18 protein-coding genes are annotated in these 20,407 nt (G+C 46.4%); all 18 read right to left on the bottom strand.

Going from position 1 to position 20,407, the window contains the following annotated elements:
* Window positions 1–31: 31 nt before the first annotated feature.
* The 18 genes from dnaK to parC all read right to left on the bottom strand — a co-directional run bounded on the left by dnaK (window position 32) and on the right by parC (window position 20,295).
* Complete coding sequence (gene dnaK / locus H7198_RS05860) at window positions 32–1,873, bottom strand: molecular chaperone DnaK (RefSeq protein ID WP_274458832.1); 1,842 nt, start codon at window positions 1,871–1,873, stop codon at window positions 32–34.
* 89 nt (window positions 1,874–1,962) lie between these two features.
* On the bottom strand, window positions 1,963–2,541 hold the full coding sequence (gene grpE / locus H7198_RS05855) for a nucleotide exchange factor GrpE (RefSeq protein ID WP_274458831.1): 579 nt from the start codon (window positions 2,539–2,541) through the stop codon (window positions 1,963–1,965).
* A gap of 12 nt (window positions 2,542–2,553) precedes the next feature.
* On the bottom strand, window positions 2,554–3,588 hold the full coding sequence (gene hrcA, locus H7198_RS05850) for a heat-inducible transcriptional repressor HrcA (protein ID WP_091501843.1): 1,035 nt from the start codon (window positions 3,586–3,588) through the stop codon (window positions 2,554–2,556).
* A 188-nt stretch (window positions 3,589–3,776) separates the two neighbouring features.
* Window positions 3,777–4,733: a riboflavin biosynthesis protein RibF gene (gene ribF / locus H7198_RS05845; protein WP_274458830.1), complete on the bottom strand. Its 957-nt coding sequence runs from the start codon at window positions 4,731–4,733 to the stop codon at window positions 3,777–3,779.
* 300 nt (window positions 4,734–5,033) lie between these two features.
* Window positions 5,034–7,253: a KxYKxGKxW signal peptide domain-containing protein gene (locus H7198_RS05840; protein ID WP_274458829.1), complete on the bottom strand. Its 2,220-nt coding sequence runs from the start codon at window positions 7,251–7,253 to the stop codon at window positions 5,034–5,036.
* A gap of 153 nt (window positions 7,254–7,406) precedes the next feature.
* On the bottom strand, window positions 7,407–8,318 hold the full coding sequence (gene truB, locus H7198_RS05835; protein WP_274458828.1) for a tRNA pseudouridine(55) synthase TruB: 912 nt from the start codon (window positions 8,316–8,318) through the stop codon (window positions 7,407–7,409).
* A 59-nt stretch (window positions 8,319–8,377) separates the two neighbouring features.
* Entirely contained in the window at window positions 8,378–9,565 is a 1,188-nt protein-coding gene (locus H7198_RS05830; protein ID WP_274458827.1) for an aminotransferase class I/II-fold pyridoxal phosphate-dependent enzyme, read from the bottom strand.
* A 123-nt stretch (window positions 9,566–9,688) separates the two neighbouring features.
* Entirely contained in the window at window positions 9,689–10,867 is a 1,179-nt protein-coding gene (locus H7198_RS05825; RefSeq protein ID WP_274458826.1) for an aminotransferase class I/II-fold pyridoxal phosphate-dependent enzyme, read from the bottom strand.
* 161 nt (window positions 10,868–11,028) lie between these two features.
* The gene (gene rbfA / locus H7198_RS05820; protein WP_091501852.1) at window positions 11,029–11,388 is read right to left on the bottom strand and encodes a 30S ribosome-binding factor RbfA; all 360 of its coding nucleotides are present in this window, start codon (window positions 11,386–11,388) and stop codon (window positions 11,029–11,031) included.
* Window positions 11,389–11,410: 22 nt separating this feature from the next.
* A complete protein-coding gene (gene infB, locus H7198_RS05815) occupies window positions 11,411–13,858 on the bottom strand; it encodes a translation initiation factor IF-2 (protein ID WP_274458825.1) in 2,448 nt (815 codons plus the stop codon).
* Window positions 13,858–14,175: a L7Ae/L30e/S12e/Gadd45 family ribosomal protein gene (locus H7198_RS05810; RefSeq protein ID WP_091501856.1), complete on the bottom strand. Its 318-nt coding sequence runs from the start codon at window positions 14,173–14,175 to the stop codon at window positions 13,858–13,860. The genes infB and H7198_RS05810 overlap by 1 nt, the downstream gene beginning before the upstream one ends.
* Window positions 14,162–14,464, bottom strand: coding sequence for an RNase P modulator RnpM (rnpM, locus tag H7198_RS05805; RefSeq protein WP_274458824.1), 303 nt, complete (start codon window positions 14,462–14,464; stop codon window positions 14,162–14,164). The genes H7198_RS05810 and rnpM overlap by 14 nt, the downstream gene beginning before the upstream one ends.
* A 17-nt stretch (window positions 14,465–14,481) precedes the next feature.
* Entirely contained in the window at window positions 14,482–15,660 is a 1,179-nt protein-coding gene (gene nusA / locus H7198_RS05800) for a transcription termination factor NusA (protein WP_274458823.1), read from the bottom strand.
* A 22-nt stretch (window positions 15,661–15,682) separates the two neighbouring features.
* On the bottom strand, window positions 15,683–16,159 hold the full coding sequence (gene rimP, locus H7198_RS05795) for a ribosome maturation factor RimP (protein WP_274458822.1): 477 nt from the start codon (window positions 16,157–16,159) through the stop codon (window positions 15,683–15,685).
* A 168-nt stretch (window positions 16,160–16,327) separates the two neighbouring features.
* On the bottom strand, window positions 16,328–16,597 hold the full coding sequence (gene rpsN / locus H7198_RS05790) for a 30S ribosomal protein S14 (protein WP_274458821.1): 270 nt from the start codon (window positions 16,595–16,597) through the stop codon (window positions 16,328–16,330).
* Complete coding sequence (rpmG, locus tag H7198_RS05785) at window positions 16,597–16,746, bottom strand: 50S ribosomal protein L33 (RefSeq protein ID WP_002815032.1); 150 nt, start codon at window positions 16,744–16,746, stop codon at window positions 16,597–16,599. Before rpmG ends, rpsN begins: the two co-directional genes overlap by 1 nt.
* Window positions 16,747–16,886: 140 nt before the next feature.
* Window positions 16,887–17,792, bottom strand: coding sequence for a manganese-dependent inorganic pyrophosphatase (locus tag H7198_RS05780; protein ID WP_274458820.1), 906 nt, complete (start codon window positions 17,790–17,792; stop codon window positions 16,887–16,889).
* A gap of 73 nt (window positions 17,793–17,865) precedes the next feature.
* On the bottom strand, window positions 17,866–20,295 hold the full coding sequence (gene parC / locus H7198_RS05775; RefSeq protein ID WP_274458819.1) for a DNA topoisomerase IV subunit A: 2,430 nt from the start codon (window positions 20,293–20,295) through the stop codon (window positions 17,866–17,868).
* Between the last annotated feature and the right edge of the window lie 112 nt (window positions 20,296–20,407).

Below are 20,407 nucleotides of genomic sequence, written 5' to 3'. Positions count from 1 at the left end.
TTTTGATATAAAAAGTTATTTCAGGTTGAAATTACTTCTTCTTGTCGTCATCGTTAACTTCTTCGAAGTCACCGTCGACAGTGTTGTCATCCTTTGCTTGACCTTGAGCAGCACCTTGAGCAGCTTGTGCTTGTTGGTAAAGCTTTGCAGCCAATTCTTGGGCAACCTTTGACAAGGCGTCTGACTTTTCCTTCAAGTCAGTCAAATCAGCATCTTCAGCAGCTGCATCTTCCTTGGCCTTCTTCAAGGCTTCCAAAGCATCCTTGGTTGGCTTTGTGTCTTCTTCAGACAACTTGTCACCAACTTCTTCCAAAGTCTTTTCAGTCTGGAAAATCAATTGATCCGCGTTGTTACGAGTTTCAACTGCTTCCTTCTTCTTGTTGTCGGCTTCTTCGTTTGCCTTGGCGTCGTTCATCATCTTTTCGATTTCTTCGTCAGACAATCCACCGGCAGCTTGAATGGTAATCTTTTGTTCCTTCTGAGTACCAAGGTCCTTAGCTGAAACGTTTACGATACCGTTACGGTCAATATCGAAGGTAACTTCGATTTGTGGGACACCACGTGGAGCAGCAGGAATGTCTGCCAATTGGAAGCGACCCAATGTCTTGTTGTCGGCAGCCATTGAACGCTCACCTTGTAAGACGTGGATATCAACGGCTGGTTGGTTATCAGCAGCAGTTGAGAAGACCTGTGACTTTGACGTAGGAATCGTCGTGTTACGGTCAATCAACTTCGTGAAGACACCACCCATGGTTTCGATACCAAGTGACAATGGCGTAACATCCAAAAGAACAACGTCCTTCACATCACCAGTGATAACTCCACCTTGAACAGCGGCACCCAAAGCAACGGCTTCATCAGGGTTGATTGAGTGGTTAGGTTCCTTACCAGTCAACTTCTTAACTGATTCTTGAACGGCTGGGATACGAGTTGATCCACCGTTAAGGATAACTTCATCGATGTCAGAGAATGACAATCCAGCATCCTTCAAGGCGTTCAATACAGGTTGTTCAGCCTTCTTAACCAAGTCAGCAGTCAATTCGTTGAACTTTGCACGTGACAATGACATTTGCAAGTGCAATGGGCCTTGGTCACCAGAAGCGATAAATGGCAAATCGATTTGTGCTTCTGAAGCTGATGACAAAGTCTTCTTAGCAGCTTCGGCAGCATCCTTCAAACGTTGCAAGGCCAACTTGTCTTGCTTCAAATCAATGCCGTTTTCCTTCTTGAATTCATCAGCCAAGTAGTCGATAATCTTTTGGTCAAAGTCATCACCACCAAGGTGAGTGTCACCGTTTGTTGACAAAACTTCGAAGACACCGTCACCCAATTCAAGGATAGAAACATCAAATGTTCCACCACCCAAATCGTAAACAAGAATCTTTTCATCCTTGTCCAATTTGTCCAAACCATAGGCCAAAGCAGCGGCCGTTGGTTCGTTGATGATACGTTCAACCTTCAAACCGGCAATCTTACCAGCATCCTTAGTGGCTTGACGTTGTGCATCGTTGAAGTAAGCAGGAACTGTGATAACCGCTTGGTCGACTTTTTCACCCAAGTAATCTTCAGCATAGCCCTTGATGTACTGCAAGATCATGGCTGAGATTTCTTGTGGTGTGTATTCCTTGCCGTCAACCTTAACCTTGTATCCAGCTTCACCCATGTGTGACTTGATTGATGAAATCGTGTCAGGGTTTGTGATGGCTTGGCGCTTTGCCACGTCACCAACTTGGGTTTCCCCGTTCTTAAATGAGACAACAGATGGTGTTGTCCGTCCACCGTCAGGGTTGGTGATAATCTTTGGCTTACCACCTTCCAAAACAGCAACAGCAGAGTTCGTTGTTCCTAAATCAATACCAATAATCTTTGACATATTCGATACTCCTTTTTCCTTAATAAACAATTTTTAGCTTTTTTCGGTGTGGTACGTTGAACGTTGATTCACCATGTATGTAAGTTATCTTACTGTGCAACCGCAACCATTGCAGGGCGGATAACACGATCTTGTAGCATGTAACCCTTTTGGAGAACCGCTGCTACTTGATCTGCCTTCAACTCACCTTCAGCAGGAACCGTTTGGACACCCTGCATCGTTTGTGGGTCAAAGTCGTCGCCAACTTGACCAACTTCTTGAATACCGTTGGCAGTCAATGCTGACTTCAAGGTCTTCAAAGTAATTTGAACACCCTTGTGGATTTGAGCGACTTTTTCGTCACCCTCCGCATCCACAGCCAAAGCGCGTTCCAAGTTATCGACAACTGGCAAGATGGCTTCGGCCAACTTTTGGCCGTCATACTTGCGGATGTTGGCCATCTCACGGGCGTTACGAGTCTGGATGTTTTGAATCTCAGCCTGTGCACGTAAGAGTGCGTCATCCTTCTCGGACAATTGCTGCTTCAACTCAGCCATTGGGTCGGCTTCTTTTTCTTCTGCCTTTTCCTCTGGCTTAGCTTCTGGGTTTTCACCAGCGAAATCCTGGGCCTTTTCTTCCTCTTGGATTTCTTGTTCTTCGACTTTATCTTCTTGATTCTTCTTGGCCACAAGAGCCTCCTTTTATCTATCGTATTCGATGAGTTTTGAATCCAAGGCCGAAGCGAATGCTGAAAGCAAACGCGACAGTTCGGCGTAAGGTAATCGCATTGGACCAACTAGAGCAATCACACCACTGTCATCCTGTCCAACCGTGAAGGCCGTTGACAACATGGCAAAGTCGTTTAAGACCGGCGTGTGTAATTCCTCGCCCAATCGGATGTTTACCTGACCCGGCTTGGCTTTCGCCAAATGCCTGACAGCATCAGGTGAATCAAAGAGCTCTAGAATCTTACGAGCTGATTTAACATCCATGTAGGCATCGTCAGCCACTTCCAAGAGGTTGAAGCGACCGCCCAGGTGAACGGTTTCAGAAACCGACCGGGCTAAGACGTCGCCAAACAACTGAAGGAAAGCAGCGGGACTTTCAATCTTGCGGGATAGTAAGACTGGCAACTGTTCGGAAGTCATCAGTGAGAGAACTTCGTGAACAGGTCGTCCAACCATCTGCGCGTTGATGTAAGCCACCATGCCTGATAGCGAATCCAAAGGTAATTCCTTTGGTAAGCGGAAAGTCTGCGATGTCACCTTTCCATCCGATGTTGCAAGAACAGCAATCACTTGCCGGTTCTCCATCGGAATTAACTGAAAGGATGAAATTTTCAAGTTAATTGGCTTAGGTTTTAGCACCAAGGCTGTTAACCCGGTTTCCTTTGCCAATAACTTCGCGGTTTGATCTAGTAACTCATCCAACTCGTGGAAGTTACCCCGAATCTGCTTGGCCACCATTTGGATTTCCTGGTCAGAAACACCAGCTTTTCCCATTAGATGGTCTAAGTAGTAACGGTAACCTTCAAGTGAAGGAACACGACCAGCCGAAGTATGTAACTTCTTAATCAAATCAGCTGCTTCCAGGCTAGACATTTCATTACGAATTGTCGCCGGCGAAACATCTAAGTTTAACTCGTCGTGTAAAGTCTTCGACCCAACGGCGTGGGCGGTTTGTGTGTACTGGTAAATGATGGCGGCTAGAATCCGCTTTTGTCTTTCCGTTAACACCAAAGCACCCGACCTTTCTTTGTTTAGCACTCGATTACCTCAACTGCTAATTCTTATTATACGCAAGCTTGTATAGAATGCAACCCTTTTTTAGCAGTCTTTTTGAAAGAGTGCTAAATGAAGATTAAAATCTCACCTTAAAGCCTGCTATCAAAGCTTTTATACAAAATAAAAAACCAGCCTTCCGACTAGTTTTTCTTGAAATATTCTCTTGTATCTTCTCGATCACGTTCTAATTGCGCCACTAAATCGTCCACTGAATCAAAGGCCACTTCCCCACGCAGGTACTGCAACCAATCGACTTTCACGGGTTCACCATAAACAGCCTGGTTAAAATCCAGTAGGTTAATCTCAACCGTGACCGGCCGGTTGGCTTCAAAAGTCACGTTTCGGCCAATCGAGGCCATCCCCTGCACCGTCTGACCAGCAATTTGAACGCGCACCACGTAGATTCCCAGTGCTGGCAGTGTTTCCAGCTCCGGCGTCCAAACGTTAATCGTTGGAAAACCAAGCGTCCGTCCGCGAGCATCCCCATGAACCACAATCCCCGTTGTCCGATGGGCACGCCCTAAGCTAGCATTAGCAAAGTCCAAGTCACCATCCGCCAGTGCTGCCCGGATGTCCCGGGAGGCGACTTTTTCAGCAGTTTCATCCCCAGCAAGCGTCTTCTTACCAACAGTCAAAACTTCGAAGCGTCCCTGGGCGTATCCTGACAAATGCGCCATGTTGGCCTTATCCGCAGGGCGTCCGTAGAGATGGTCATAACCGGCAGCCACCACTTTGGCCTGCAAAGGCAGTAGCACTTGCTCAACAAAGTTCTCTGGTTCAAGTGCAGACAGTCTCGAGGTCAAATTCAAGCAGTAGACGCGGTCCACGCCTAATTTCCCCAACAAGGCCACCTTCTCGTCCAATGGTGTCAAATCATGCCAAGGTAGGCTTTGCTTTTCAAAAACCACGCCCGGGTATGGCGTATAAGTTAAAACAGCCAAAGGTAAACCTAATTCGTCGGCCCTTTCCTTAGCCGCCCGAATCACGGCCTGATGGCCCTTATGCACGCCATCAAAATAACCCATGACCAAAACCTGGTCCGTGGCTTTATAGGTATTGTTATCCAAAGGATAGTGAATCTTATATAGTTCTGTCATATTTTTAATTATAACGTTTTTATGAATAAAAAAGGCAGTTTCAACTTAATGAAACTGCCCTTCTGCCATTCTGATGATGAAAACTTACTTTTGGTTCTTCTTAAAAATAGTATAAACCGTCGCTGCTGCCATCGCTGTCCAAGTAATCACAGCTAGCACCGTCTCCTTCAAATCAACTTTCTTATTCAAGCCAGTTTCTGGTAAGCCTGACTGAATCGACTTCGTTCCGTCTTGGTTAAATCTTTCCTTTTTCTGAGAACTATCTGCACGATCTCTATCTTTCTTTGCTGGCTGAGCTGGCTACTTCTTGTCATCCCCATTGCCAGCTTGACCGTCCTTATTGGAATCCGTACCGTCCGGTTTTTTTCCGTTGGCATCTGGCTGACCATTTCCATCAGTGCCAGGTTGGTCATCACCATCCTTGTTTCCCGGCTGGTCATTGTCGGCATCATGACCTTTCTTACCATCATCTGACGCAGGCTGATACTGGTCAGCTAATGTTTTCTTAGCTTGGTCAATGGCCTGATTAATCTCATCGGCCGTCTTTAAGCCGGTGAGGTCTTCTTCGAGCTTTTGCAAGGCTTTCTTCACAGCATCAACTTGTTTAGCTTTCTCATCCTGTGACAAGTTCTGATCTTGCTGAATTTCATCGATAACCTGTTTGGCAGCCTCGTCCAATGCCTTTGCCGCATCCTTCTTCTGATCCGCGATCTTTTCACCCGGCTGGTGTTCCTTATCAAGAGCAGCTTTTCCTTCGTTTACTGCCTGATCAATGGCTTCGGATGTATTCAAATCAGCAAGCTTATCCTCTAGCTCTCCGAGTACCCCATTGACGGCGTCCTTTTGCTTTGCCTTCTCAGCTGTTGACAGCGAGTCATCCTTTTGAATTGAATCAATCGTCTTCTGTGCATACTGTTCGAGACCACTCTTGGCCTCTTTCTTTTGCCCATCAATCTTCGCCTGCGAGTCATAGTAAACGATAACTTCTTCGTTTACGGCTGGGTCTGTGGGTGCAAAAGTCCGGCCCTGCAAGGAACCAGAATGAACCACCGGATTGACGTAGGCATCACCCTTGTTTTGAATCTTTTTATCTAAGTTAATATCCGACCAGCTTTGAGCTGATCCATCCGCTAGCTTCCAAGTAATCTGGTCAGGATGAACCAGCTGCTTTGTGTGGTAGTCGTAGAGGGCCGTTCCAACCATGGAGACAGTCTCGCTTTTATCCGGCAATAGCTGCTTGTGTTCCTCATCGGCCGACTGGAAATGAACAGTACGAGTCATCGACTTTTGTAGCTGTTCCTTTATCAACTTTGGTAAATCATCAGACGCTGATACCATCCCCACCCGGTCCTCATAAACCGCCGTGTATTCTTGGTTATCTGAATGAATATCGAAGTCATTCACCGCGGGAAGCTGATTACCTGATACAACCTGCCCCTTACTATCCAAGACGTTCTTTAACCGGTAGTCATCCGTACTTTGCGCTGGTTGATAGACCGACCAGGCTTGATTAGCTGAACCAGGCGCCACCGTGACCGTTGGCGTCCCAATTGCTGACCCGTCAAAGTCGCTCACCGTCTGTGAGATGTTCAAAGTCACTGGCCAGTTAACGTCGGACATACCCGCAATTTTCTGCCCATTTGCATCCCGGAAGTGAATCGTCCGCGTTACTTTTTTCTGAGTCGTGACCACATGAGTCTTTGACTTCAAATTCAAAGTGATATCAACAGTGTTTTCACCGTGCTTCAAAACGGAATAATCTTGGTTGCTTCCGATGGCCATTCGGTATGGCTGACCAACGGCTTCCTTATCCGCATAAGAATTCTTATTCATAAAACCAAAGAGGCCGTTTTCAGTCGTCTGTACATAATCGGCAATGTTTTGACCATTCTCTGTCTGAGACAAGGAGACAAAATCCAGTTGATTGGTCTTTAATTCAGGCAGTGAATAACTATCAGGATAAGTCACCTTTTGATCAGCAGTAAAGTTTAAGGGACTAAAGAAGAAGCGCACTGACTGATCAGTTGTTGCGATGTACTTGGCATTTGGTCCGAAGGTAATACCCGGCTGAGAGCCATTCACATCGACTTTATCAAAGTACCAATTACGATGACCGTTTTCATCAACTTTGGAGTAGCGAGTTAAGGCCGCACGGGCCGAAAAAGTCTTGTAGAGTTTTCCGTCAACATTCACCTTGATATTCTGGTTCATCCCAACGAGGAAAACACTTTTATTCGCGTTTCCTGGATTCGAGTAACTATAGGTTGTTTTGTCATTGTCATCAACATTTAAGCCATCGTTGGAATAGCCCACCGTTGGCTGAGTCTTGCCAGCACCATCCGCCTGTACCAATTGCTTATCCGGCTGATTATCCGAAGCAGACAGCGATTGTCCAGATAAGGCCTGCCCGGCAAAAAGAAAGGCCAGGGTCGTCGCCGAAGCCACCACCCAATTTTTCTTGACCTTTCGCAACTGCTTCCGTACTACTCTTTCCCTTGAAACGCGCTTTTCAAAGCTCATTTTCCTCTCCTCAAATTAAATTCATTGTTTGTATCGTCACAAGTGAAATTATAATCCTTTCTGGCAGTATTTCAATTATCTGAATTTACTTAAAATAAATAAAAAAGATAGCTATTTTCATAGCTAGCGTCAGTATTTTCGTATTATATCTTTTTAAAATTGGTAACGAGAACGCCAGAGTTCATCCTCATCCGAATAGAAGTAAACCGCAATCAGCTTCTGGTCATAATACAGTTGGTAATAACCGCTCTCATTCTTTGGCCACTTTGAAATTTTTTGACCGTGTGAAACGGCAAAATATTCTTCATCCGTTAGATCTTTTCGCTCGTAATCCAAAACATCGGCGATTGGTAAGAGCTCTTTTGCCAACTCTTCCTCAGACATTTCCATTAACTTATCCAAGTCCACCGCCTGGTCAATGGAGAAGCCAGAACCTACCGTACGGGTCAAAGAAGTCATGGTAGCAGGCAATCCGAGAGACTTCCCCAGGTCATAGGCCAATGTCCGAATGTAGGTTCCCTTCGACACCCGGGCTTCGAAATCAATCGACTGGTAAGGCTGTCCCTCTTCCCAACGTAAATCGGAAGTTGGCTTAAAGTCGTAAATCGTTGCTTCACGTTTAGGCAGCTCAACCTCTTGGCCAGCGCGGGCGTACTCATACAAACGACGACCGTTGACTTTAACAGCTGAATAAATGGGTGGAATCTGGATGATGTCGCCCTCTAGCGCTTGGAAGGCAGCCTTCAACTTTTCTTCATCCAGTCCTTCGGTCAGTGGCTTCTTCTCCACCACTTCCCCATCTGCATCCTGACTCTCAGTCGCATAGCCAAAAGTAACCGTTCCCTTGTAGGTCTTTGGACGGGTTTGCAGTAAATCAATTAACTTAGTTGCCTTACCTAAGGCCACAACGAGAACCCCATCCACGTTTGGATCCAGTGTTCCTGCGTGTCCAATTTTTTTCTGCCCCGAAATGCGGCGCAGACGAGCAACCACGCCAAAAGAAGTCATTTCTTTGGGCTTATTTACCACAAGTAAACCAGTTAACGTACTTGCTTGCTTTGCCATATCATTCTCCATTCAATCAAAAAAGCCGGTCATTCAAAGTGAAATCGTCGGCTTTTATTTTATCGGTTTTCACGAACCTTTTCAATGTAAGCTTGCAAGCGTGACAAACCTTCTTCTAGTTGGTCAGTGTCCCCTGCGTATGAGATTCGAACGTAGCGCTTGGCTCCGTCAAACTTCGAGAAGGCTTCCCCAGGAATGACCCCGACTTTTCCTTCCTTGGCTAACTTTTCTGCAAAAGTCCAGCCGTCTTCTTCGATGTCGTCTGGCAACTTGGCGAAGATATAGAAGGCACCGTCTGGTGACAAGACGTCAAAGTCCAAGTCACGGAGTACCTTCACCGCCATGTCACGACGCTTCTGATAAATATCAATCATTGGCTGAATGTCTGACTTTGGCATTTTCAAAGCGGCCAATGCAGCGTCGTAAACAAAGGTTGGGATGGAGTAAACCAAGGTTGCGTGCACCTTTTGAATTTCGGCTGCCACAGCCTTTGGCGCTAGCACAAATCCAACACGGTAGCCGGTCATAGCGTGTGACTTTGACAAACCGTTCACGACAATCGCACGGTCTGGAATCAAAGCGCCAATGGAAACGTGCTCACGACCATAGGTCAACTCTGAGTAAATTTCATCTGAAATGACCCAAACGCCAGCCTTTTCAAAGGCCTTGGCCAAGGCTTCCAACTCTTCCTTCGTGTAAGTAACACCGGTTGGGTTGCTTGGGTAGTTGAAGAGCACGGCCTTCACTGGCACTGTTGCTGCTGCAATGGCTTCTTCAAGCAATTCAGGCGTCAACTTGAAGGCAGTTTTTGAGGTATCAACCGCAATGGCCTTGCCACCAGTCATCTCAATTGATGAGAAGTAAGAGCCAAAGGCAGGGTCAGGAATCAAGATGCCGTCCCCCTGTGAGAGCAAAGTCTTAAAGATGGCAAAGATGGCTTCCGTCACACCGGACGTCACAATCACTTCATCAATAGAGTCGTACTGCAAGTTGTAACGGTCCTTCATGTAGTCAAGGACTGCCTGACGCAACTCAGGGTCACCCTGTGAGTTACCGTAGTGGGAGTGGTTGGCTTCCACACCGGCAATGGTGGCCTTCTTAACGGCCTCAGGCGTATCAAAGCCAGGTTCTCCAAAAGTCAAAAAGAGCAAGTCCTTAACACCCAAAATGCTTTCTTGGAAACCTAAAATCTTATCGGCTGCGACGCCCGTTACTTCAGGATTTAATGCTGGAATTTTGTTAGTCATTGAATCACTTCTTTCTTTTCATCTGTTTAAACGTTGCTTCTATTTTAACTTAAATTTCGCCTAATTCATAGGTTTTATGAAAGAAAAATGAGCAAACGCTTAAATGTTTACTCATTTATATATCTAATATTTTTCGTCTAGATAGACTTTTAATTTATCCAAACCTAATTGTAAGCGTTCCATATCGGCTGCATAGGAAATTCGGATGTAGCGCTTGGCTTCATCAAACATTGAGAAAGCCGTTCCGGGAATCAAGGCCACGCCACCCTCTTCTGCCAGGTGGTAAGCAAAGACGTCAGAATCTTCCTGCACCTTGTCAGGCAACTTTGCATAGAGGTAGAAGGCCCCTTCTGGGCTGACGAGATCAAAGCCCATCTGCTCCAGTTTAGCCGCAGCGTAATCACGCCGTTCCTGGTAACCCTCTTTCATATAGTCCAAGGAGGTCCGTGGAATTCGAAAGGCTGCCGCAGCGCCATCCTGCACAAAGGTAGGAAGTGAGAAGACGGAAGAACCGTGCACCTTCTGAATCTCGTTAATCAACCATTCTGGCCCGGCAATTAATCCCAAGCGGTAACCAGTCATCGCGTGCGACTTAGACAAACCGTTCACCACAATCGTCCGGTCAGGTAAGAGCTTACCCATCGAATGGTGCTCCCCCTGATAAGTTAACTCCGCATAGATTTCGTCTGAAATCACCCAAAGGTCGTGCTTTTCAAAGCACTCGGCCAGTTCTTTCAACTCAGCCAAGCTATAGGTTACCCCGGTTGGATTGTTTGGGTAATTAAAAAGCACGGCTTTAACAGGTACAACCGCCTCTTTAATGACCTCTTCCACGCCTTCAACCGTCAACTTAAAGCCCGTCTTCGCCGTGTTGACTGGCAAAGCAACGCCACCTGCCAAAGACAAAGCAGCAAAGTAAGAACCATAGGCAGGGTCAGGAATCAGCAAGCCATCGCCCGGTGTAATCAAAGTCTTGAACACCGATTGAATGGCCTCCGTTACCCCGGCCGTCATAATCAAATTATTAACACTTGGATAGTCCAAACCATAGCGGTCCGCCAAGTAGTCACGCGCTGCTTCACGTAATGCCAGCTCACCCTGTGAGTTTCCGTAATGGGAACGGTCGGCCTCAATGGCTGCAATCGTTGCCTGCTTCACGGCGTCTGGTGTCGCGAAACCAGGCTCTCCAAAGGTCAAATAAACTAAGTTGTCGAACTTGCTGATGGACTTTTGAAAAGTCAAAATACGATCAGGTTCTAATTCCGTCACCAATTGGTTCAAGGGCTGTGTCATGGCTGGCATTCCTTTCTTACTACTTCTTATTCATTACTGATAGTCTACCCCTTCTTCTTTTCAATTCCTAGGTGAAAAAGATGAAACTATTACCTTTTAACGTGAATAAAATTCATTTATATCAAATAAAAAAGAAGTCAACGGATTGTCAACTTCTTTCTTAGTGATTCTTACTTACCTTCTTTTTGGTGCAATTCACGAATCAATGATTCGATGTGGTCACCATATTGGATTGATTGGTCCAATACGAAGTGTAATTCAGGAATCTTATAAACGGTCAAACGTGAACCAAGCTCGCGACGGATTAATCCAGACGCTGCTTCCAATCCAGCTTGAGCCTTCTTCCGGTCAGACGCGTAGTCTGAAAGGATTGAGTAGTAAATGGTGGCGATTTGCAGGTCACCCGAAACATCAACAGACGTAATCGTGACATCTTGGACACGAGGATCATTTACTCGCTTCAAGATCAAATCGGAAATGTCTTTTTGAATTTCCTGAGCTAAACGCCCAGCACGTTGTGGATTTGCCATATCTGCCTCCAATTCTAAAAGCTTACTTAGGCTTTACTTCTTCCATGATGTAAGCTTCAACATGATCACCTGGCTTGATGTCGTTAAACTTGTTAACAGTGAATCCAAAGTCGTAACCGAACTTCACTTCGTTAACGGCATCCTTACCACGCTGCAATGAAGCCAATTCGCCGTCGAAGACAACCGTTCCATCACGAACGATGCGGACCTTAGAGTCCTTGGTAATCTTACCTTCTTCAACAGTGGCACCGGCAATGGTTCCAACCTTAGAGAACTTGAACAATTCCTTAACGACGATTTCACCGATAACCTTTTCTTCGTAAACTGGTTCAAGCTTACCCTTCATGGCTGCCGTCACGTCATCAATGGCATCATAGATAACTGAGTAGAAGCGCATGTCAATCTTGTCAGCTGCCGCTTGGTTCTTGGCAAATGGCGTAGGACGCACGTTAAATCCAATAATCAAGGCACCAGATGCTTCAGCAAGTGAAACGTCTGATTCGTTAATGGCACCAACAGCGGCGTGAACAACGTCAACCTTAACGCCATCAACTTCAATCTTCTTCAATGAACCAACCAAGGCTTCAACAGAACCTTGAACATCGGCCTTCACAACAACTGGAACAGACTTCATTGCCTTTTCAGCCATTGTGTTAAAGAGTGTATCCAGTGTAACGACTGAAGATGAGTTACGTACTTCTTCACGAGCACGCTTTGCACGTTCTTCACCAGCTGCACGGGCTGACTTTTCATCGGCCATGACAACGAAACGGTCACCAGCTGAAGGCACTTCGTTCAAACCAGTAATTTGAACAGGTGTGGCTGGCTTGGCTTCCTTGATGTCTTGTCCGTTTTCGTTCTGCATTGTACGGATACGACCATAAGTGTTTCCAACAACGACAGGGTCTCCAACATGCAAAGTTCCTTGTTGAACCAAAACAGTTGAAACAGGACCACGTCCCTTATCCAAACGAGCTTCGATAACTGAACCACGGGCAGGAACCGTTGGGTCTGCCTTCAATTCCAAAACGTCGGCTTCAAGCAAGATCATTTCAAGCAATTGATCAACGTTTTGTCCCATCTTGGCAGAAATCTTAACGAAGATTGTTGAACCACCGTATTCTTCAGGAACAAGGTCGTAAGCCATCAATTGGTTGATAACTTGGTCAGGGTTAGCCCCTTCCTTATCAATCTTGTTAACGGCAACGATAATTGGTGTTCCAGCAGCCTTGGCGTGGTTAATCGCTTCGATTGTCTGTGGTTGAACACCATCATCAGCGGCAACAACCAAAACAGTGATGTCGGTGATGTTAGCACCACGGGCACGCATTTCAGTAAAGGCCGCGTGACCAGGTGTATCCAAGAAGGTAATCAAACGGCCATCCAAGCGAGCTTGGTAGGCACCGATGTGCTGCGTGATACCACCGGCTTCGCCAGCAGTAACGTTTGTCTTACGCAAGTAATCCAACAAAGTTGTCTTACCGTGGTCAACGTGTCCCATGATGGTAACAACTGGTGCGCGTGGCTCCAAGTTTTCTTCGTTAACCGCAGCATCGTCGAAGAAACGGTCGATGTCGGCCAAATCTTCTTCTTCCTTCTGCTTAGCCTCGATACCGTAATCAGCCGCAAGGATTTCGATAGTATCTTCATCCAATGACTGGTTTTGGTTCGTCACAATTCCAAGCAAGAAGAGCTTCTTGATAATTTCAGCAGTGTCACGGTGCAAGAGCTTTGAAAGGTCCTGCACGTTCATGCCAACCTTATACTCCAATACTTCTGGCAATGGCTGTTCCTTACGAACAGTTGGTTGCTTCTTAGGAGCTTGCTTTGCAGCAATACGACGGGCTTTCTTTGAACCGTGTGGCTTGTCGTTACGGCGTGGTGTTTGTTGACCAGTACCGTTTGTATTACGCTTACGCGTGTTGTTACGTTGTGAGTTACCACCTGAGGCCAATGAACCGCCGAAGCGACCCTTGCCATCAGCAGCTGGCTTGGCCGCCGTTGCAGCGGCCGCTGGCTTAGCAGCTGGCTTCTTTGCTGCAGGCTTGGCCGCCTTCTTAGCAGCCGCTTCCTTGGCACGCTTGTTCTCTGCAACGTATTCCTTCAAAGAATCATCCTTCTTTGCAGAATAGTTAATTTGACCTTCACGTGGCTTAGTTGACCATGACTTCTTTTCACGAATCATTGGACGACCAGTGCTGTTGTTTGAACGGTTGTTTGGACGACGTGAACCAGATTGTCCTGGGCGTCCGCCATTATGACCACCGTTTTGAGGACGGCCTTGACCACCCTGTTCCTTACGTGGTCCATTTGACTTTGGACGTGGACGAGCTGGTGATGCAGGCTTAGCCGCTCCATCCGCTAACTTAGCAGCGTGACGACGTTGTGAAGCTGGTAACTCCTTACGTTCTGGCACTGCCATCTTGCGGGTCTTTCGGTTTGAGCCAGAGAATTTCTTTTCTTCTGCCATTAATTCCGCTCCTTTTCTTCAAGTAATTGTTTAATTTTTTTAGCAAAGCCAGCGTCAGAAATGGCGAGAACCGACCGGTTTAAACCGATTGATTGGCTAATTTCATCCCTGGTCAAGTCATCGATAAAGGTAACTTGGTAGAACTGACTTTTGTCCGAAAATTTCTTATGTTGACTGGCACCGCCGTCTTTTGGAAAAAAGACGACACGGGCAGTCTGGTTTTGAATCGCTTTTAAAGTCGGCCCTGACCCTAAGACGAGCTTATTTGCGCGTCGGGCAAGACCCAAGACCTGAATCATTTCCTTAGTCTTGTTCATTTTCAAAAAGCTCTTTTCGGGCTTGCTGATGATCAACGTATTCGTAAAGTTCCTCGTAGAATTTTGGATCAATTACCTGCGAGAAAGCTTTTTCAAAGACGTGCTTTGCTTGCGCTTCCTTAGCCACTTCACGGTCTAAGGAAATGTAAGCGCCACGGCCGTTCTTTTTACCAGTTGGATCCAAGAAGACTTCGCCTTCCTTATTCTTAACGACCCGGACAAGGTCTTTCTTTGCCACCATCTCACCAGTGACAATGTCTTTTCGCATCGGAATTTTCCGTGTCTTCATGAGGCACCTCCAAGAAATTAGATTTCAGGATTTTCTTCGTTATCATCTGCGACCATAGCGTCTACGCTATCGTCAACATCTGTATCAGCGGCTTCATCAGCTGCATTATCAAAAGAATCATCTGATGCTTCATCCATTGATACAGCCAAATCGTTGGCTTCTGATTCAGGCTTGATGTCAATCTTAACGCCTGTCAAACGAGCAGCCAAACGGGCGTTTTGTCCCTTCTTACCGATTGCCAATGACAATTGGTCATCTGGAACGATAACCGTTACGGCTTGGTCGTTTTCAGGGTCGAAGATAACATCCGTTACTTCAGCAGGATTCAAAGCGTTCGCAATGTACTGTGCTTCGTCTTCTACCCATTCAACGATATCCATGTGCTCGCCACCCAATTCAGTCACAACGGCCTGAACACGGGCACCACGCTGACCAACAAGGGCACCAACTGGGTCCAAGTCAGAATCGTGCGTGTAAACGGCAATCTTTGAACGATCACCGGCTTCACGGGCAACAGAAACGATTTCTACCGTTCCATCGTATACTTCAGGCACTTCTTGTTCAAACAAACGCTTAACCAAGTCAGGCGCCGTACGTGATACAAAGATTTGTGGTCCCTTCAAGGAATCATCAACCTTTGATACCAAAACCTTGATACGGTCACGCATACGGTAGGTTTCATTTGGCATTTGGTCGCCAGCAGTCATGACGGCTTCTTGCTTACCTGGCAACATTACGTACAAGAAACGGTTGTCTTGACGTTCAACTTCACCGGTAATAATTTCGCCTTCATAATCCTTGTAACGGTTATAAACGGCCTGACGAGTTGCTTCACGCATCTTTTGAACGATCACCTGCTTAGCGGCTTGCGCTGCCATACGGCCAAAGTCCTTTGGTGTAACGTCAAAGCGGATTTCGTCACCAGGTTCGTAAGCCTTGTTAATTGCCAAGGCATCCGTCAAGGAGATTTCTGTATCAGGGTCCAAGAGATCTTCATCAAGCACAACGGTCTTCACCTGCTTGATAGTCATCTTGCCCTTCTTGTCGTCAAATGTTGCTTCGACGTTTTGGTTCGCATTGTATTGCTTCTTGTAAGCAGCCTTCAAGGCGTTTTCCAAAGCTTCAACAACGACGTCGCGATCAATGCCACGTTCTGCTTCCAAGGCGTCTAATGCTTGTACTAGTTCTTTACTCATGTGCATACTCCACTGTTAACTATTAAAACTGGACAGAGACAACGGCTTTGGCAATTTCGTCGAAGGTAAAAGTCTTGTCTTCCCCATCAACTGTCAAAGTCAACTTCGAATCATCGAGCTGGTTAATATCACCAGTCCACTTCTTTTGGCCATCCTTTGCGGCAAAGAGTGCGATGGTGATTGGATCACCCGCCTCCTTTGCCCAGGCAAAATGCCAAGGTTCATTCAATGCCCGGTCCATACCTGGAGAGGCAATATCTAGCATGTATTCACCAGGAACTGGATCAACTTCAGCCGTATCAAGGGCCTCGTTAACCGCCTGTGTAAATTCAGTAATCTGCGCCATGGAGATGTTCTCATGGTTAGGCAGATCAACTAAGAGCTCAACTGTCTTTTGTCCACCAATTTTCTTGATTGACAGGTCCCATAAGAGGAGTCCCTGTTCATCAATGATTGGTTGAACGATATCGACAAGGGCTTGGTTCTTTGCTTGCACCATTTATCGCTCCCTTCCTATTTCTTGCCATAAAAAATGAGCCGGTCAAATGTTCTCGACCCGCTCATTTACGACTGTAAATTAACTTACCTCTATAATAGTTGATTTACGGCCGAAAAGCAAGGAGGTAAAGAAAAAACCACAGCAGCAAGGCTGTGGTTTTAATTTAGTTTACCAAGAAGCCTTGCGGACACCAGGAATCTGACCCTTGTGTGCTAATTGGCGGAAGTTCAAACGTGACATTCCGAATTCACGCATGTATCCGTGAGGACGGCCATCGATACGGTCACGGTTGTGTACACGTACAGGTGATGAATCCTTTGGCAACTTTGCCAAACCGATGTAGTCACCAGCAGCCTTCAAAGCAGCACGCTTGTCAGCGTACTTGGCAACCATTGCTTCACGTTGCTTTGCCTTTGCAATCTTTGATTTCTTAGCCATTACTTGATCTCCTTAAACGTTACAACTTTACGAAGTTTTGGTGAGTACTTCTTCAACTCCAAACGGTCAGGCGTGTTACGACGGTTCTTTGACGTCAAGTAAATACGCTCTCCAGTTTCATCATTGCCTAATACGACATGAATACGCATAGTCCTAGCTCCTCAGTTTTTAGAATTTTTGATAAAAATTTATTTGCTTGTCAATACAAAATAGTATTATACATGCTTGTTTCTAGACTGTAAAGGGGTCTCTTTAACTTTTCTTAAAAAAGTTTTACCCAATGTACAACTTAGAATTGTGATTCCAATGGAGGAACCACTTGCTTCTTACGTGATACGACACCAGGAAGGTCGATAACGTTATCAACAAGGTTCTTGTCGAAGGCGTTTTCAACGGCTGCTGCCACATCGCCAAGGTAAATAGCCTTTGAATTTGAGTTCAAGATGTCAGTGATAACCAACAAGAAGTTCTCGTATCCAGAAGCCTTCATGGCCTTTTCCAAATCGGCTTGACGCTTCAAAACGTCATCAATGTCAACGGTGTTAACTTGACCGATACGGAAGTCGTGACCACCCATTGTAAAGGACTTAGCATCCCCTTCCAACAAGTCTTCATCAGACTTCTTAGAAAGATCAGTTCCGGCCTTCAACATTGCCAAACCGTAGGCTTCGATATCATCGATGCCAGCAATCTTAGCCAATTCAGGCAAAGCTTCACGGTCAACGTCAGTAGTGGTTGGGCTCTTCAACAACAAAGTGTCTGAAATCAAACCAGAAGCCAACATTCCAGCAATCTTAGCAGGAATTGTCAAACCAGCTTGCTTGTATTCGTAGTACAAGATGGTTGAAACAGAACCCCAAGGCTTTGCAGTGATATACAAAGGCGTTGCGTTCTGGAAGTTGAACTTGTGGTGGTCGTAGATACCGTAAACCGTTACATCAGCCAAGTTATCAACTGACTGTGCGGCCTCGTTGTGGTCAACCAAAACAACTTCTTCAGTCGTTGCCTTCTCAATAACTGGTAAAGCTTCCAACTTGAAGTAATCCAATGCGAACTGTGTTTCGGCGTTTGGCTTACCTTGCGCAACCGCTTCAGTATCCAAACCTTGTTGTGCCAACAAGTCCGCAGCTCCCATTGCAGAAGCAACTGTATCCATATCAGGACTCTTGTGTCCAAAAACTTGAATCTTTGCCATGATTAATTTCTCCTCAATTGCGGTTACCCGCTTCCAATTCATCCCTATTGTATCAAGAAGGACTAGACTTTTTCTAGTCTTCTTCTAAATTCAAGGCCTTAATTGACTTCGCCTGTCCATCAGACGATGGATTCAACAGTGCCGAGCCGTTGGCCGTGCGGTTTGATAGACCGTGATCTTGTAACTGAATGTCAAAAGTCTTCAAGCGGTCGGTTTCAATTCGCAAAGCTCCTTGGTCAGCAGGAATGGCCGTCGCCGCAGCAACAGCGTAGTGCACCGTCTTACGCGGTGACAAGATTTGCATTCCCTTGTTTGCTCGGTGGGATTCAGAAATCTCATCCAAGCGGGAATACTTGAAGGTTCCCTGGTTGGTTACCAAAGCCAAGTAGGCCAACTTGTCATCCAGCACGAGCGCCGTGATGATTTGGTCGTCATCAACCAGCTTCATCGCCTTCACACCTGCCGTACGAGCCCCCACAACGGGTACCTCATCAGCGGCAAAGCGCAAGGCCAAACCAGATTCAGAAATCGTCATGATTTCTTGGTTTTCAGCAACTGGCGCAACCGTTACCATTCGTGACTCGTCCGTCTTCAGCTTCATCACGGTCGCGGACTTCTTCTTGTAGGACTTTGGTATCAAATCCTTCAAAACTGACTGCTTAATGTAGCCGTCGTTTGAGGCCATTAGCAAAGTCTTTTCGCTTTCAGGGTTCTTAATCACCATGGCCGACAAGATGGTCTCGTCTGGGCTCCAGTTACTCAAAGTTTGCGAGAAGTGCTCCCCTGGTTCCTTCCACTTGAAGTCGGCAATCTCGTATACCGGACGGTAAATCAAGTTTCCCATGTTCGTAAAGGCCAGAAGGTGCTCAGTTGTGTTAACCGTTTCGTTCAAGATGATTGGATCATCTTCGGCCAAGCCGTTTTCATCAGCAGATGCCTTGAATGAACGAAGTGATGAACGCTTGACGTAACCGTTTTGTGAAAGTAACAAACGAACGTTTTCATCAGGAACCGTCACGGCTGTATCAATGACCAAGGATTCAATTTTGTCCTCAATCACCGTCATTCGGTCCGTGGCGTATTCCTTGGAAACATCACGCAATTCCTTGCGAATCACGTTGTGCAAAGCAGCCGTTTCGTTCAAAATCTTTTCAAGCTCGGCAATCTTCTTTGCCAAAGCATCGTGCTCGTCTTGCAACTGCGTCACATCGGTGTTGGTCAAACGGTACAACTGCAAGGTCACGATGGCTTCCGCCTGGGCCTTAGTGAAGTCATACTGGTCCATCAAGTTCTGAGTGGCATCCTTACGGTTCTTTGATGAGCGAATCGTCTGAACAACCTGGTCCAAGATGGAGAGCATCCGGATTAACCCTTCAACGATGTGCTGACGGGCCTGGGCCTTCTTCAAGTCATAGGCTGAACGCTTCAAGACCACTTCCTTACGGAAGTCTAAGAAAGCGTTCAAACCGTTTTGCAAAGTCACCAAAACAGGACGTTGGTCGTGAATGGCCACCATGTTGAAGTTGTAAGAAACCTGCAAATCCGTCTTCTTAAAGAGGTAGGTCAGGATTCCATCAGCTGAAGTATCCTTAGTCAATTCAATGACAATCGACATCCCCTCTCGGTCCGATTCATCACGGACTTCAGAAATTCCAGCCACTTCCTTGTTCAAGCGAATACCGTCAATCTTGGCAACCAAGTTTGACTTCACCACTTCATAAGGAATCTCAGTGATTTCAATCTTCTGCTTTCCACCCTTAAGTGGTGTCACTTCGGTCTTTGAACGAACCACGACACGGCCACGGCCGGTTTCATAGGCCTGCTTGATGCCGTCCAGTCCCTGAATAATGCCACCAGTTGGAAAATCAGGGCCCTTCACGAACTCCATCAACTTATCCAGACTTGCACCAGGGTGGTCCAAGAGGTAAATCAAGGCGTCGTTAATTTCTTTTAGGTTATGTGGGGGAATATCCGTGGCATAACCGGCAGATATCCCCGTCGCCCCGTTCACGAAAAGGTTTGGAATACGGGATGGTACAACCGTTGGTTCGTAGGTCGTATCATCGAAGTTCAAAACCATTTCCACCGTGTCCTGCGCCAGGTCACGGAGGATTTCACCGGTAATCTTCGACAAACGTGATTCGGTATAACGCATCGCAGCGGCCGGATCGTTATCGACCGAACCGTTGTTTCCGTTCATATCGATCAATGGTTCACGGACTTTCCAACTCTGAGAGAGTCGCACCATCGCGTCGTAAATTGAAGAATCACCGTGGGGGTGAAAGTTACCCATGATGTTACCGACAGCCTTGGCAGACTTACGGTATGGGTGGTCATAAGTGTTTGAATCCTGGTCCATCGCGTACAAAATACGACGCTGAACAGGCTTGAGTCCATCACGAATATCAGGAAGGGCTCGCTCTTGAATAATGTACTTCGAATAGCGTCCGAAGCGTTCGCCCATGACGGCTTCTAATGAAAGCTCGGTAATGCGGTCTGCCATGTGAGCAATTCCCTATCCTTTCGTAATCAATTAAAACAAATCCAAGTTCTCGAAGTTTTCGGGAGCTTTTTTACTATCGTCCTTGGCCTTTTGGCCTTCATCAGACTTAGTT

Source organism: Fructobacillus sp. CRL 2054 (assembly GCF_028764065.1).
Classification (GTDB): domain Bacteria; phylum Bacillota; class Bacilli; order Lactobacillales; family Lactobacillaceae; genus Fructobacillus.
Note: the sequence above shows the minus strand (reverse complement) of the source record. Positions and strands in the feature narration are given on the sequence as shown.